The following is a 14,809-nucleotide window of genomic DNA, read 5'->3' as shown; positions in this document are numbered from 1 at the left end:
AATCTGATTTTTCTGTATCTACGAGTGTTTTAATAGGTAATCATAGAGGAATACGGTAAAGTAAACATAAAAGGGATGAGCTCTATGCCACTAGTAGTTACTAAAGACTTTCTGAATGAAATGAAAGAAAAATATGGGAACGATACAGCTGTTTCAGGTTACGCAGAACAATCAAAACTATTATCTATTCCGATGCCCAAGTTTTACATTGTTGTATTGGATGAAACGAATCTTACATTAGTTCAACTGAATTTCAAGCTAGAAGAAAAAGTTGCAACGGTTATTCCTATTGAGTCAATTGATAGCTTTAATCTTAGTGGATTATATATGAAGAAAGTCGTATTTAAAACTGGGGATCAGACTTATAAATTAGTGATCAGACCTACATTGATTGGTATCAAAGAACATCAAACGGTGTTGATTCGAAAATTAGAAATGTTGAATCGTTAGGAAAAATAAGTAGATCTCTAAAACAAATTAAGGTTTATGATAAGTCTTATTTGAATAATATAACAGGTCTCTTCTAGACTGGAAGAGACCTTTTGTGTATGCTTAGATAGTATTCAAGTATAGTATTAAACAATCTTAGTTAGAATAGTCGCTTTTTAACTTAGAGATAAAATTTAGTTCGTACCTCTACTGACTGACTATTTTATGTTAAAATAGAAAAGCGAAATTAACTGAATAAATAAACAACATACATAGTAAGAAAGAACGTCTTCAAAAATCTATCTAAATTGAATGAGAAGAGGTAAAATTAAATGATCAATAGAAGAAAGTTTTTCAGAGTTAGGATAAAAGGGTTTAAAGATGCCATCATGATTCTTCCAGGAAAAAAAGATACTACATACGAAATTACGCTGGTCGATATAAGCGGAAACGGGCTTTCTTTTGTGAGTAGAGAAAAATTTCTGATATCCGAATTTCTTAAATACAATTTTCAGTTCGATTTAGCAGGTGAAAAGTTTGAGCTGGTGGGATGTATTGTAAGAAAGTATTCAGAAGATGAGGATCGATATATTCGATACGGTGTTAAATTGGTTTCTGTGTCGACTAAAGAAGAATCAGAATTGATCAGAAGAATTAATAAATATCAAAGTAAGCATTATCGAGACAATATCTTTGAAAATGAAGAGGCATAATCAAAATGAGAAGCGAGCCCAGTGCTGGTTTCTTTTTTTGGCTTATAGTTTAACGAAAAATGACAAACAAAAAACCAACAACCATTGAATATTCAACGTTTGTTGGCTCTAAGACTCATTAAGAATTATACGCGTTCTACTTTACCTGATTTAAGGGCACGTGTAGAAACCCATACTTTTTTAGGTTGTCCATCAACCATAATACGTACTTTTTGCAAGTTTGCAGCGAAGCGACGTTTAGATTTATTGTTAGCGTGTGAGCGGTTATTTCCACTTCTAGCTTTACGTCCAGTTACGAAACATTCTTTAGTCATAATTAACTCTCCTCCTTTACGCAATAGCTTCTACGATAAGAAGCTAAATCATACTTATATAAGATACCATAGACATAACAAACAAGCAAGAAAATATTATCATTCTTTCAAGTAATGTACCTTGACAGTGAAATCTCGATAAGAGAGCTAAAACTTATAAAATAGGTATTGTCTTCCATTATAAAACACGATATGCTAAAATATGTTTGAGTATTCAATTTGTAATTCATGAAAATAAAAATCATCTTTAATTGTGATCATGAGAATTTTGAATAGAGAGGGGAAAATCATTAATGACAGTAAATCTGAAAACTCAATTCGGCAATGTTGAAATTTCAAATGAGGTAATCGCAACTGTGGTAGGCGGAGCCGCAACAGAAAATTTTGGTATCGTAGGCATGGCTAGCCGAAAACAAGTACGTGATGGACTCATTGAGATTTTGAATCGTGAAAACTATTCGCGCGGAATTGTTGTAAGACAAGAAGATGAAGAAATTGTAATTGATGTTTATATTATCGTTAGTTACGGTACTAAAATTTCTGAAGTATCAAAAAACGTTCAAGAACATGTGATTTATCAATTAGAAGCAAATCTTGGTATTAAAGCTAAATCAGTAAATGTTTTCGTACAAGGCGTACGCGTATAAATAGAGAATACCATAGTCACAAATCCTTGTGACAAGGGAGGAAATCAATAAAGTGGAAGTATTAAATTTAACATCTGAAGAATTCAAAAATATGGTTGCAGCCGGTAGAACGAGACTGGACGACAATACTGAATACGTCAACTCTCTGAACGTATTTCCGGTTCCAGATGGAGATACTGGTACAAATATGAATTTGTCTTTTACAAGTGGAGCAAAAGCAGTAAAAGAAACAGATAGTGATCATCTAGGAGAAATCGCTCAAGCCTTGGCAAAAGGATTGTTGATGGGTGCTAGAGGAAATTCTGGAGTAATTTTATCACAACTTTTCAGAGGGTTTGCAAAAGAGATTCAAGAACATAAAACAATCGATTCAAAACAATTTGCAGCTGCATTCCAAAATGGTGTGGAGTCTGCTTATAATGCTGTCATGAAACCTGTAGAAGGAACTATTTTGACTGTAGCAAGAGAATCCGCTAAATCAGGTGTGAAAAAAGCAAAAGAAACAGATAATATCATTGAAGTAATGGAAAAAGTTTTATCGTCAGCAAAAAAATCACTTAAAAAAACCCCGGATCTATTACCAGTACTTAAAGAAGTTGGCGTTGTAGATAGTGGTGGACAAGGGCTAGTATACGTATATGAAGGTTTCTTGTCGTCATTAACTGGAGAAGCGCCGGTAGAGGAAACTCCAGAACTTGAAGAGCTTGTTCGTGCTGAGCACCATAGAAGTGACGTTCATGAACACGTGCATACAGAAGATATCACATTTGGATACTGTACTGAGATCATGGTTCGTATCGGTGAAGGCGAAACGGTTGATAGTGAATTTGATTACGATCATTTCCGCAATCATCTTGATAAGATGGGAGATTCTTTACTTGTAGTAGCCGATGATGAAGTTATCAAAGTTCATGTTCATACAGAGCATCCTGGAGAAGTTATGAATTATGGACAAAAATTCGGTTCGCTAATGAAAATTAAAGTAGACAACATGAGAGAACAGCATTCTGCGTTATCTTCTGATACAGCTACGCCTAAAAAGAAAGCTGAAGAAAAAGAGATTGCTGTAGTTGCAGTGGCTGCTGGCGAGGGTATCAAGAAACTGTTTGAAAGTTTAGGAGTCGATTACGTACTTCTAGGCGGACAGACAATGAACCCGAGTACAGAAGACATTGTAAAAGCAATGGGAGAAGTACCAGCTAAACAATATATTATCCTTCCAAACAACAAGAATATCTTCATGGCTGCAGAGCAAGCGGCAGAAGTTTCTGAAGTTGATACAGTTGTTGTGGAGACAAGAACAATCCAACAAGGTTTGACTTCAATGTTAGGCTTTAATGCGACTCATGATCTTGCAACCAACAAAGAAGATATGACAGCAGAATTAAAAGCCGTTGTCTCAGGTCAAGTAACCTTTGCTGTTCGTGATACGGAAATCAATGGCGTTACAATCAAAAAAGATGATTTCATGGGTATTATTGATGGAACAATAAAAGTTTCAGCTACTGATATCAAACAAGTCACTCTAGATACTATCGATCAAATGATTAACGACGAAAGTGAGATTCTGACTCTTCTTTATGGAGAAGATGGCTCACGAGAAGTTGCTGAAGAGATAGGAAAAGCTGTTGGAGAAAAGTATGAAGAGATAGAAGTTGAAATCCACGAAGGTGGACAACCTGTCTATCCGTATCTGATTTCAGTAGAATAAAAGCCATTATTTTAATCGTCATATAAATCTAAAGGGGGAATAGATGAAATAACGAAGATTTATCTTTGTTGTTTTGTCTATTCCTTTCTGGTTTCAGGTAGTGAAAAAAGGAGGGATGTTATGACAAGTAAAAGTATTTCTGATCCCGTAACGGTCTTATCTGGCGTCGGTCCTAAAAGAGTCGATGCACTAAGAGAATTAGGAATTGAAACGATTTATAATCTATTGACATATTATCCCTTCAGATATGAAGACCTTACTGTAAAAGCTATTGACGAAATAGAAGACAAAGAAAAAGTTGTACTAAAAGGACCGCTCGTATCAGACCCAGTTTTAAGTCACTTTGGTAGAGGAAAGAATCGTCTATCTTTTCGGTTGAATGTTGAGCATGTGATTGTTCCGGTTACTTTTTTCAATCAGCCCTACTTAAAACAACAATTGGCAGCAGGCAAAGAAACAGCTATATTCGGTAAATGGGATGCCATTCGAATGCAATTAAGTGGTATTAAAGTATTGAGTAACAGCTTAAGCGATGAAAAAGAAAACAGAGAACCTGTTTACCATACTTCAAAGCATATAAAACAAGCTACACTGATCAAACTGATTCGACAAGCTTGGCAAGACTACCAAGAACTCATTCCGGAAATTGTCCCAGAATCGATTAGGAAAAAATATCAAACTGTTTCTCAAAGAGACGCTATCAGAATGATGCATTTTCCTGAAGAGGATGGGGATAATGAGCGGGCTAGAACAGCTATCATATTTCAGGAATTTTTTATCTATCAATTACAGATGCAGTGGTTAAGGAAGCAACACAAAATGACTGACCATGGAAATGTGATAGATTATGATGTTGAAAAGCTCAGAGCATTCTTTCGATCATTACCCTTTGAGTTGACTGCCGCTCAAAAGAGAGTAGTAAACGAAATCTGTAAAGATTTAAAACTTCCGATTCAGATGTACCGATTGCTTCAGGGGGACGTAGGAAGTGGTAAGACTGTTGTAGCGGCAGCAGCTATTTATGCGGCTTGGACTGCAGGTCTACAGTCTGCATTGATGGCCCCTACAGAAATTCTTGCGACGCAACACATGGAAAGTCTTTCTGAGATGTTCAAAGAGATGGATATTCGTATTGATCTGTTGACAGGATCCACAAAAGCGGCCAAACGTAGAGAACTGTTAGAACAATTAGCAAATGGAGAAATCGATGGACTGCTTGGAACGCATGCTTTGATCCAAGAAGGAGTTAACTTCAACAAGTTAGGATTAGTGATCACAGATGAACAACATCGATTTGGTGTAAATCAACGAAAAGTTCTACGAGAAAAAGGAGATCATCCAGATGTATTATTTATGACAGCGACACCGATACCTAGGACCTTAGCGATCAGTGCCTTTGGAGAAATGGATATTTCTGTAATCGATGAATTACCACCGGGGAGAGAACCCGTTGCAACTCATTGGATCAGACCCAAGCAGTTTACTCAAATGCTCCCGTTTATGGAAAAAGAACTGAGCAATGGATCTCAGGTCTATGTCATCAGTCCACTTATTGAAGAATCTGAAATGATGGATCTTCAAAATGCGACTGATCTATATAGGACCTATGCAGAAAAGTTCGGACCTAAGTATAAGGCGGGATTATTACATGGGAAAATGTCTGCTGCTGAAAAAGACTCCATAATGGAACAGTTCAAACGTAATGAGTTACAGATACTTGTATCTACTACTGTAATCGAAGTCGGTGTAAATGTCCCTAATGCAACGCTGATGATCATTCATGATGCTGATCGATTCGGACTGGCTCAGTTACATCAATTAAGAGGAAGGGTAGGACGAGGTAAAAAAGAATCTTACTGTATATTAATTGCTGATCCTAAAGGGGAAACAGGTGCCCAGCGTATGGAAATACTGACCCAAACAAATGACGGATTCGTTTTAAGTGAAAAGGATTTGGAAATGAGAGGTGCTGGGGAGATATTCGGTAAAAAACAATCCGGTTTACCCGAATTCAAGGTTGCTGACATTGTCGAAGATTTCCAGATACTTGAAAGTGCCAGAAACGAGGCAGCTCTTTTACTGAATAATTCAGAATTTTTTGAAGCAGAAAAGTACCAATTTTTGAGAAATGAAGTAGGGATAGATGAACAAGCAAGATACTCATTTTTAGATTAGTAAAAAAGTACTGAATAGGAGGAAAAGAAATATGAGAATTGCAGTAGATGCTATGGGTGGAGATAATGCACCGCAAGCGCTAGTTGAAGGAAGTATTAAAGCAGCTAAGGAATTCAAAGATATAACGATAGTGTTGTACGGAAAAGAAGAATTGATCAAGAAATATATCAATGAAGAGTTAAGTAACATCGAAATCGTACACACGGATGAGAAAATTACCAGTGAAGATGATCCCGTTCGTTCAATTAGACGAAAAAAAGATGCTTCTATGGTCATGGCAGCAAACTCTGTTAAAAACGAGGAAAATCATGCACTTTTCTCCGCTGGTAATACTGGAGCACTTCTTGCATCAGGAACCTTAATTATTGGACGTGTAAAAGGCATTGAGCGTCCAGGTCTGCTAGCAACCTTACCAGTAATGAGTGACAACCTTGATGCATTCAATCTTTTGGATGTCGGAGCAAATGCAGATAGCAAACCGAGCAACATTAATCAGTATGCTACGCTAGGGACGTATTATGCCAAGTTTGTAAGAGGGATAGACAATCCTCGAGTCGGCTTATTAAATAATGGTACGGAAGAAAATAAAGGAAACGAAGTGACTAAAGAAGCTTACAAATTATTAAAAGAAAACGATGCAATCCATTTTGTTGGGAATGTAGAAGCAAGAGAACTGTTAAATGGAGTAGCTGATGTTGTTGTATCTGATGGCTTCACAGGGAATGCTGTATTGAAGACTATCGAAGGAACAGCACTCTCTATGTCTAAACTGATTAAGAGCTCTATAATGAATAGTGGCATTAAATCAAAAATAGGTGGCTTGCTTTTAAAAGATAGTTTGTCTAACATGAAAGATGTAATGGATTACTCAAAACACGGAGGGGCAGTGATGATCGGTGTTAAAGCTCCAGTAGTTAAAACACATGGTTCTGCAACTGCTGAGCCAGTTTACCAAACAATCAAACAAATTAGAGAAATGTTAGCCTCTAATATGGTTAGTGATTTAGTGAAGTATTATGAGAACGATTAGATTAATGGCAAGGTAACGCTTTATTCTTAGAGTGATAACGTTTGAAATCTGATAAATCAAAATGCTCGAAAAGATGTTTTTAGATTCAACGTGGAAATTATAACTAAAATAAGCTACAATAACTCTTGTGAGTTAGGTTAAATAAGATTAAAAATGAGAAACTAAAAGTATAACTTAAAATGTTATACTTTTGGCCACAATAAGAATAATTGGAGGAATTAGAAGATGGCAGAGCAAGAAGTTTTCGATAAAGTAAAAGGAATTATTGTAGAAAGATTAGGTGTAGACGAAGAGAAAATTACTAGAGATACGACATTTAAAGAAGATTTAGGTGCCGATTCTCTTGATATTGTTGAATTGGTCATGGAATTGGAAGACACTTTCGGAAATGAGATTTCTGACGAAGATGCAGAAAATATTACAACCGTTGGTAAAGCTGTAGATTATATTAAAGCGAATCAGTGATTCGCTTTTTTTTTACCCTTTTATGACAAATTTATGATAAATATGCTGAATATTATCAGGAAAATTAGAAATCGACTTGTTTTTTTAATATTCTGTTATAAAATGATAAATGTGCTATTGAAATTAAAAATTAGAAAGTGTATAATTCATTTTATAATATTAAGTAGTTGATTAAAAAGATAGCAACTATTTAATGTTCTCCTCATTTTTGTCAATGAGGAGAAATGCATAGGAGGTTAAACAGTGGCCGTCGAACGAAACTTACTTGAAGTAAATAATTTAAAAACTGGATTCCGATTCGGTGAAGAGTACCATAACGCAGTTGATGGTGTTTCACTGACGCTAAAGAAAAATGAAATTTTAGCAATCGTTGGAGAATCCGGGTGTGGCAAGTCTACATTAGCTACAGCGATCATGGGGCTACATGATCCTAACAATACTAAAATTACTGGAGAAATTTTATATAAAGATTTAAATCTAACTGACTTGAATGAAAAATTATACAATCGAATTCGAGGAAACGATATCGGTATGATCTTCCAAGATCCGCTAGGGTCATTGAATCCTTTGATGACCATTTACAATCAAATTGCGGAAGCATTGATTTATCATTCAGACTTCGACGAAAAACAAATTAAAGCACGAGTGCTTGAATTACTGAATCAAGTAGGAATTCCAAGACCTGAACAAATCATGAAAGCTTATCCACATGAACTGTCTGGTGGTATGAGACAAAGAATCGTTATTGCAATAGCATTGGCGAATAAACCACCAATTATTATTGCGGATGAACCAACAACGGCACTAGATGTTACAATCCAAGCTCAAATCTTGGATCTGATGAGAGATATTCAGGCCGAAACAGGATCAGGAATCATCTTGATTACACATGATTTGGGTGTAGTAGCTGAAACAGCAGATAGAGTGGCTGTTATGTATGCTGGTCAAATCGTAGAAGAAGCACCAGTGGATGTATTATTCAAAGATCCTAAACATCCATATACACGTTCACTATTAAATTCAATTCCTCATGAACTTGAAGAAGGCGAAGAATTACACGTTATTCACGGTACTGTACCATCTCTTCAAAACTTACCGCGTAAAGGGGACCGCTTCAGACCGAGAATTCCTTGGATTCCAGACGAAGCCTTTGATGAAGAACCAGAATTAACGGAAATTGCTCCGAACCACAAAGTAAGAGGAAATAGCTGGAAACATTTCCACTTTGAAGGGGAGGAAAAATAACCATGGGATTTTTGGAAGTTAAAGATTTAAAAGTGCATTATCCTATTCGCGGAGGCATACTAAACACGATTCAAGATCATGTGCGAGCTGTCGATGGGGTCAACCTTACAATCGAAAGTGGAAAAACTTACGGTTTAGTTGGTGAATCGGGTTCTGGTAAGACAACGATTGGCAAAACAATTATTGGACTGGAAAAAGCTACTTCCGGAGAAATATTATATGAAGGTGAAAATGTTACAAATAGAGCAAGAAGCCGTAAAAAGAAATATGCCAATTACAACAAAGATGTTCAGATGATTTTTCAAGATTCTACTTCATCAATGAATCCCAAGAAACGTATCATTGATGTAATGGGTGAACCAATGCGAAATTATTTTGATTATACTCCTGATGAAATTAAACGTAGAGTTGCAGAATTGCTGGATATTGTTGGTATGAATGCAGAAGCAATGTACAAATACCCTCATGAGTTCTCAGGTGGACAACGTCAGCGTATTGGGGTTGCCAGAGCTGTAGCCAGTGATCCAAAGTTAATCATCGCTGATGAACCGACTTCAGCACTTGATTTATCTGTACAAGCACAAGTTTTGAACTTCATGCGTAGAATCCAAAAGGAATACGATTTAAGTTACTTATTCATTTCTCACGATTTAGGTGTTGTTCAACATATGGCTGATAATATAGCAATTATGCATAAAGGACGGTTCGTAGAGCAAGGTCCAAAACAAGATATTTATAGAGACCCACAACACATTTACACTAAACGACTACTTTCAGCAATACCAGATATGGATCCTTCAACTAGAGAAGCGAAGAAAATCGAACGTCAACGAGTTGAAGCAGAGTACGATGCACAAGAAACAGAATATTATGATGCAGATGGTCGTGTATATGATCTTCAAGAGTTTAGAGGAAGTCATTTTGTAGCGACTAAGCCTGAAGGACCAAATCGTTCTCTTCAAAATGAGGCAATCAATACAGGAGGGGAAGCATAAGCCATGTGGAAAACAATATTTAGAAGACTCTTACTGATGATTCCCCAAATGATCATCTTAAGTTTACTAATCTTTATCATTGCAGAATTTATGCCGGGAGACCCATTTACCGGAATGATTGATCCGAATATCGATCCTGCTCAATTGGATGTTTTGCGTGAGCGATTTGGGTTAAATGATCCATTACCTGTTAAATATGTACGCTGGGTTGGGAATGCTTTACAAGGAGACTTCGGAAGAAGTTTCAACTACAAGACAAGCGTTGTAAATGTAATTGGGGATAGACTCGGGAATACGGTTAGACTTTCTCTACTCTCAACCGTATTGACATACATGATTGGACTGCCTTTAGGAATCCTCTCAGGACGTTTCAATGATTCAGTTCTTGATAAAACGGTTATCATTTATAACTTTGTAAGTTTTGCAGTGCCTACATTCGTTTTAGCATTATTGATGGTATACATCTTTGGATTCAACCTAGGATGGTTCCCATCTCGAGGATCAATCGATGTGTCAGCAGTGACGTTCTGGGAAAGAACTTGGAGTCGAACCTATCACTTGATTTTACCTTCTATTACAACTGCTGTTTTAGGAACGGTTGGAATTATTCAGTATTTACGTACTGAAATCATTGATGCAAAAGTATCAGACTATGTCAAGACAGCGCGCTCTAAAGGCGTACCAATAAATAAAGTGTATTCAAAACATATCTTCCGTAACGCATCACTTCCTATTGCATCCGGATTTGGTTATACCATTGTCGGTTTGTTGACGGGTTCGATCTTTATCGAAAGAATCTTCAGTTACAGTGGTATGGGGAATTTATTCTTAGACTCGATCAATACGCGTGATTACAGTGTAATCTTTGTTCTTGTCCTGTTCTATGGGTTTCTGGGCTTAATTGGAACCTTAATCTCAGATTTGATCTTAATGGCAGTAGACCCACGTATACGTATTGATTAGATATCTATTAAATTGAAAGGAATGAATTTCTTATGGCTTCAAACCAAGATGCAGCGATCATGTCAGAAGACGCTACTGCTTCTTTACCCCCAATGGGATTTAGAGTAATAATAAAAGAATTTGCCAAAGATAAATTGGCATTAGCTTCATTGATTTTAATGGTTATCATTCTTGTAGCGGTTTATAGTGTGTCGTTTTTATTAGATCAACAAACCGTTACAACAGTTAGTCTTTTTGACTCTTATCTACCACCGATGTCTTTGAGTACAGACCCATTTACAGAAGGAACTCAGTACTTACTAGGTACAGATTCAGCCGGACGTGATGTTTTTGGACAACTCATCATCGGAGCTAGAAATTCATTGTCAATTGGCCTAGCGGTTACTTTTATTACGAGTATATTAGGTGTTTTAGTAGGGATTCTAGCAGCTTACTACGCTGGAGCAGTTGATAACGTCATAATGAGAATCATTGATTTTATAATGATCTTACCTCAAACGATGATTATTATTATTTTTGTAACATTAGTGCCAAACTATAATGTATTCTCCTTTATTCTAATCATGAGTGCTTTCTTATGGGTAGGACAGGCGAGGTTCATACGTGGGCGTGCACTAACTGTTGGAAAACTTGATTTTATTAGCGCCTCTAAAACTATGGGCACACCTACAATATTAATTATACTTCGCGAAATGATGCCAAATATCAGTTCATTGATCATTGTTAATTTGACTTTGAACTTTGCCGGTAATATCGGGCTAGAAACAGGATTGTCTTTCCTTGGATTTGGGCTTCCACCCAGTGTACCAAGTTTAGGATCACTAGTTTCTACAGCTCAAAACCCAGATGTTCTGGGTAATAAAGCATGGGTTTGGTTACCAGCCTCAATACTAATATTAGTATTGGTGTTGTGTATAAACTATGTCGGTCGTGCATTACAACGTGCGGCAGACTCTAAACAAAGATTAGGTTAAGAAAAGGGGAGAAAGAAAATGTCAAACAAAAAAAGATATAGCTTATTAGCAAGTTCAGCAGCTGTAGCATTTGTACTCGCAGCTTGTGGTGGGGGATCATCAGATGATTCAGGAACAGATACAGGTACTGGTAATGGGGGAACTGACTCTGCAACTGAAGGAGACGACGCAGAAGGTGGCCCATTAACATTCGAAACACGTGTTGAAAATGATGGCGAAGCCATTGAAGGCGGAACGATGAGTATTGGTTACGTATCTGATTCTCCGTTCACTGGGATATTCAGTTGGGAACTTTATAGTGGTAATCCTGATGCTCAGGTTATGGCGTATACTATGGGGGAACTTGTAGGTTCTGATGAAAATTATCAAATCGACGATTCTGGTGCAGCTACAATGGAACTGGATGAAGAAGCGAATACAGTAACTTTAACTGTTAAAGACGGCATTACATGGCATGACGGAGAACCATTAACAGCGGATGATATTCTTTTCGCGCATGAAATTATAGCTGATCCTGACTACGTTGGTGTTCGTTATACTTCTGATTTACAAAACATTGTCGGTATTGATGAGTACAAGACTGGAGCAGCAGATTCTATTTCAGGTATGACTTTATCAGATGATGAGATGACTTTGACAATCCAATATCAAGAAGTTGGAGTTCAGATGCTCCAAGCCGGTGGTGGTGTATGGACTTACGCAGCACCTCGTCACTATCTAGGAGAAATTCCAGTTGCTGATTTAGAATCAGCTCCAGAAGTTCGTGAAAGACCATTAGGTTATGGTCCATTTAAAGTAGATAATATCGTTCCTGGGGAGTCTGTTTCTTATTCTCGTTATGAAGATTACTGGCGTGGAACTCCGATTCTTGACGGTATCGAATTACAAACCGTTCCAACATCAACTGCGGTAGCAGCAATGGAGAATGCGCAGTTTGACCTATTCATCAGTATGCCTACGGATCAATATGATACATTTGAGAATCTACCTGGTTACCAAATTGTTGGTAGTGATGAAAACTCATATACTTACATTGGTTTCAAATTAGGTGAATGGCAAGAAGCGGATGGGGATGAACCAGCTAAAAATGTTTATAACCCAGATGCTAAGATGGCAGACGTAAACTTACGTCAAGCAATGGCATATGCGATTGATAATGATGCAGTGGGAGAAAGATTCTACCAAGGTTTACGCCGTCGTGCAACTTCTCCAATTATCCCGAACTTCTCAGATTACTTCAATGAAGATGTCGAAGGCTATCCATTTGATGTAGATGAAGCTAATAGAATTTTAGATGAAGCTGGATATGAATTAGCTGAAGGAGAAGAGTACCGTACAACTCCTGAAGGAGAAGAATTGGTTATCAACTTTGCATCAATGTCTGGTGGAGATGTTGCTGAACCAATCGCTGAATACTACATCCAATCTTGGGCTCGTATTGGTCTAAACGTTCAGTTACTGGAAGGTCGTTTACATGAATTCAACTCATTCTATGATCGTGTAGAAGCGGATGATCCTCAAATTGATATCTATCAAGGAGCTTGGGGTACAGGTACTGATCCGACTCCAGATGGCCTTTATGGAGAAACTGCTCCATTCAACTATACTCGTTGGGTAACTGACGAGAATACTGAATACATGGAACAAATGTTAAGTAAAGAAGGCTTTGATACTGAATGGCGTGCAGGCGTCTTTAATGAATGGCAAGAATACTTCATGGAAGAATTGCCAATCATTCCAACGTTATTCCGTACAGCAGTGTTCCCAGTTAACAACCGTGTAGGTGCTTACGATGTTACTGTCGGTGCAGATCCGGATCAACCGGGTGTTGCTTACCACACTTGGTACTTGACTTCTGAAGATCGTGCTACTGAATAATCAATAAAATCAATTAATTACTTTTTATAATAAGAAAACCAGTTAGCTAAACGCTGACTGGTTTTTTTGTAATGTTCGAATTCACTTCATGCACCACTTGTAAGTAATCTGTGATAATATAGTGTTTGGGCTATACAAACAAGTGTTATACATAATTACAAAAGAAGGGAAAAATGATATGTTTTTAGCTTGGAAAGAAATTAGATACTCTAAAACAAGATTTGCCTTGATTATCGGTATCGTAGTATTGGTATCGTATCTGGTTTCGTTTTTGACAGGATTAGCTTACGGGTTAGCTCAAGAAAATCGTACAGCTGTTGATAAATGGGATGCGGATGGTATTGTTTTAACCAATGAGTCCAATTTAAACTTGAATAGCTCAATATTTGAAGTTGAAGAACAAGATTATGTCACTTTAGATGAAAAAGCTATTTTAGGTGTTAGTTCTAATATTGTAAGAATAGACGGATCAGAAGATACAGAGGATAACATCAATGTAACGATATTTGGAATCGAATCGGATGAGTTTCTCAACCCGGACATTGTTGAAGGAGATACGTTTGAAGAGGATACAGTAGTAGCAGATATTTCCTTATCTGAAGAAGAAGGATTGCAAGTAGGGGATATGCTCAAGCTATCTGGGCAGGACCGTACAATAAAAATTGCTGGTTTCACGGATGGAGCAAAGTTTAGCGTAACGCCTGTCTTATATACAACTGTAGATACTTTTCAAAAAATCAAGCAAGACGTTGATACTATTGAAGAGGATCAAGAATTCCCCATTAATGGAGTTGTTGTGAGGAATGAAGGAGATATAGATACAGTTTCAGTTGACAGCGATGATTTGGAAGTATACTCAACTAGCGAATTTATCAATAAACTACCCGGATATAATGCACAAGTTTTGACATTCGGTTTGATGATTGGATTTCTAGTATTAATTGCTGCGCTTGTCATAGGCATTTTTATCTATGTATTAACACTACAAAAAGCTTCAATGTTAGGTGTGATGAAAGCACAGGGAATTTCTTCTGGGTATATTGCAAAATCCGTTATTGCTCAAACCTTCCTGTTAGCTTTAATAGGTATATTCATCGGATTTGGATTAACGATGCTTACAGGGTTCTTTTTACCTTCGGCAGTACCTTATCAGAATAATTATTTGTTCTTAGTTGCAACAATGGTATCACTCATTGTGTTTGCACTACTGGGAGCCGTTTTCTCAGTGAGAACAGTAGTGAAAATCGATCCTTTGGAAGCGATAGAATAG

At 37.1% G+C, this 14,809-nt stretch carries 14 protein-coding genes; 13 read left to right on the top strand and 1 reads right to left on the bottom strand.

Annotation, left to right across the window (positions count from 1 at the left end):
• Nucleotides 1-84 precede the first annotated feature (84 nt).
• The gene (locus LG377_RS08425) at nucleotides 85-450 is read left to right on the top strand and encodes a hypothetical protein (RefSeq protein WP_225744220.1); all 366 of its coding nucleotides are present in this window, start codon (nucleotides 85-87) and stop codon (nucleotides 448-450) included.
• Nucleotides 451-761: 311 nt separating this feature from the next.
• The gene (locus LG377_RS08420) at nucleotides 762-1,142 is read left to right on the top strand and encodes a PilZ domain-containing protein (protein ID WP_225744219.1); all 381 of its coding nucleotides are present in this window, start codon (nucleotides 762-764) and stop codon (nucleotides 1,140-1,142) included.
• Nucleotides 1,143-1,267: 125 nt separating this feature from the next.
• Here LG377_RS08420 and rpmB read toward each other — a convergent pair whose 3' ends face one another.
• Nucleotides 1,268-1,456: a 50S ribosomal protein L28 gene (gene rpmB / locus LG377_RS08415; protein ID WP_225744218.1), complete on the bottom strand. Its 189-nt coding sequence runs from the start codon at nucleotides 1,454-1,456 to the stop codon at nucleotides 1,268-1,270.
• A 293-nt stretch (nucleotides 1,457-1,749) separates the two neighbouring features.
• Here rpmB and LG377_RS08410 point away from each other — a divergent pair, with 293 nt between their 5' ends.
• The 11 genes from LG377_RS08410 to LG377_RS08360 all read left to right on the top strand — a co-directional run bounded on the left by LG377_RS08410 (nucleotide 1,750) and on the right by LG377_RS08360 (nucleotide 14,809).
• Nucleotides 1,750-2,103, top strand: a complete 354-nt coding sequence (locus LG377_RS08410) for an Asp23/Gls24 family envelope stress response protein (RefSeq protein ID WP_225744217.1) — start codon at nucleotides 1,750-1,752, stop codon at nucleotides 2,101-2,103.
• Nucleotides 2,104-2,155: 52 nt separating this feature from the next.
• Nucleotides 2,156-3,814, top strand: coding sequence for a DAK2 domain-containing protein (locus tag LG377_RS08405; RefSeq protein WP_225744216.1), 1,659 nt, complete (start codon nucleotides 2,156-2,158; stop codon nucleotides 3,812-3,814).
• A 120-nt stretch (nucleotides 3,815-3,934) separates the two neighbouring features.
• The gene (gene recG, locus LG377_RS08400; protein ID WP_225744215.1) at nucleotides 3,935-5,989 is read left to right on the top strand and encodes an ATP-dependent DNA helicase RecG; all 2,055 of its coding nucleotides are present in this window, start codon (nucleotides 3,935-3,937) and stop codon (nucleotides 5,987-5,989) included.
• A gap of 31 nt (nucleotides 5,990-6,020) precedes the next feature.
• Entirely contained in the window at nucleotides 6,021-7,019 is a 999-nt protein-coding gene (plsX, locus tag LG377_RS08395) for a phosphate acyltransferase PlsX (RefSeq protein WP_225744214.1), read from the top strand.
• A 225-nt stretch (nucleotides 7,020-7,244) separates the two neighbouring features.
• Nucleotides 7,245-7,484 (top strand): acyl carrier protein, encoded by a 240-nt coding sequence (gene acpP / locus LG377_RS08390; RefSeq protein ID WP_225744213.1) that lies wholly within the window; start codon nucleotides 7,245-7,247, stop codon nucleotides 7,482-7,484.
• Nucleotides 7,485-7,727: 243 nt separating this feature from the next.
• Complete coding sequence (locus LG377_RS08385) at nucleotides 7,728-8,729, top strand: ABC transporter ATP-binding protein (RefSeq protein WP_225744212.1); 1,002 nt, start codon at nucleotides 7,728-7,730, stop codon at nucleotides 8,727-8,729.
• Between the two features lie 2 nt (nucleotides 8,730-8,731).
• Nucleotides 8,732-9,724: an ATP-binding cassette domain-containing protein gene (locus tag LG377_RS08380; protein ID WP_225744211.1), complete on the top strand. Its 993-nt coding sequence runs from the start codon at nucleotides 8,732-8,734 to the stop codon at nucleotides 9,722-9,724.
• Nucleotides 9,725-9,727: 3 nt separating this feature from the next.
• Nucleotides 9,728-10,687: an ABC transporter permease gene (locus LG377_RS08375; RefSeq protein ID WP_225744210.1), complete on the top strand. Its 960-nt coding sequence runs from the start codon at nucleotides 9,728-9,730 to the stop codon at nucleotides 10,685-10,687.
• Between the two features lie 32 nt (nucleotides 10,688-10,719).
• Nucleotides 10,720-11,661, top strand: a complete 942-nt coding sequence (locus LG377_RS08370) for an ABC transporter permease (protein WP_370632548.1) — start codon at nucleotides 10,720-10,722, stop codon at nucleotides 11,659-11,661.
• Between the two features lie 18 nt (nucleotides 11,662-11,679).
• On the top strand, nucleotides 11,680-13,539 hold the full coding sequence (locus LG377_RS08365) for an oligopeptide ABC transporter substrate-binding protein (RefSeq protein WP_225744209.1): 1,860 nt from the start codon (nucleotides 11,680-11,682) through the stop codon (nucleotides 13,537-13,539).
• A gap of 178 nt (nucleotides 13,540-13,717) precedes the next feature.
• Nucleotides 13,718-14,809: an ABC transporter permease gene (locus LG377_RS08360; protein WP_225744208.1), complete on the top strand. Its 1,092-nt coding sequence runs from the start codon at nucleotides 13,718-13,720 to the stop codon at nucleotides 14,807-14,809.

This window comes from Marinilactibacillus sp. Marseille-P9653 (genome assembly GCF_916618885.1).
Classification (GTDB): Bacteria; Bacillota; Bacilli; order Lactobacillales; family Carnobacteriaceae_A; genus Marinilactibacillus.
This window is presented reverse-complemented; position numbering and strand designations above follow the sequence as displayed.

Bases quoted from the DNA above. Each gene is read 5' to 3' on its own strand.
- LG377_RS08425 (WP_225744220.1), top strand. From the start codon at position 85: ATGCCACTAGTAGTTACTAAAGACTTTCTGAATGAAATGAAAGAAAAA.
- LG377_RS08420 (WP_225744219.1), top strand. From the start codon at position 762: ATGATCAATAGAAGAAAGTTTTTCAGAGTTAGGATAAAAGGGTTTAAA.
- rpmB (WP_225744218.1), bottom strand. From the start codon at position 1,456: ATGACTAAAGAATGTTTCGTAACTGGACGTAAAGCTAGAAGTGGAAAT.
- LG377_RS08410 (WP_225744217.1), top strand. From the start codon at position 1,750: ATGACAGTAAATCTGAAAACTCAATTCGGCAATGTTGAAATTTCAAAT.
- recG (WP_225744215.1), top strand. From the start codon at position 3,935: ATGACAAGTAAAAGTATTTCTGATCCCGTAACGGTCTTATCTGGCGTC.
- plsX (WP_225744214.1), top strand. From the start codon at position 6,021: ATGAGAATTGCAGTAGATGCTATGGGTGGAGATAATGCACCGCAAGCG.
- acpP (WP_225744213.1), top strand. From the start codon at position 7,245: ATGGCAGAGCAAGAAGTTTTCGATAAAGTAAAAGGAATTATTGTAGAA.
- LG377_RS08380 (WP_225744211.1), top strand. From the start codon at position 8,732: ATGGGATTTTTGGAAGTTAAAGATTTAAAAGTGCATTATCCTATTCGC.
- LG377_RS08375 (WP_225744210.1), top strand. From the start codon at position 9,728: ATGTGGAAAACAATATTTAGAAGACTCTTACTGATGATTCCCCAAATG.
- LG377_RS08370 (WP_370632548.1), top strand. From the start codon at position 10,720: ATGGCTTCAAACCAAGATGCAGCGATCATGTCAGAAGACGCTACTGCT.
- LG377_RS08365 (WP_225744209.1), top strand. From the start codon at position 11,680: ATGTCAAACAAAAAAAGATATAGCTTATTAGCAAGTTCAGCAGCTGTA.
- LG377_RS08360 (WP_225744208.1), top strand. From the start codon at position 13,718: ATGTTTTTAGCTTGGAAAGAAATTAGATACTCTAAAACAAGATTTGCC.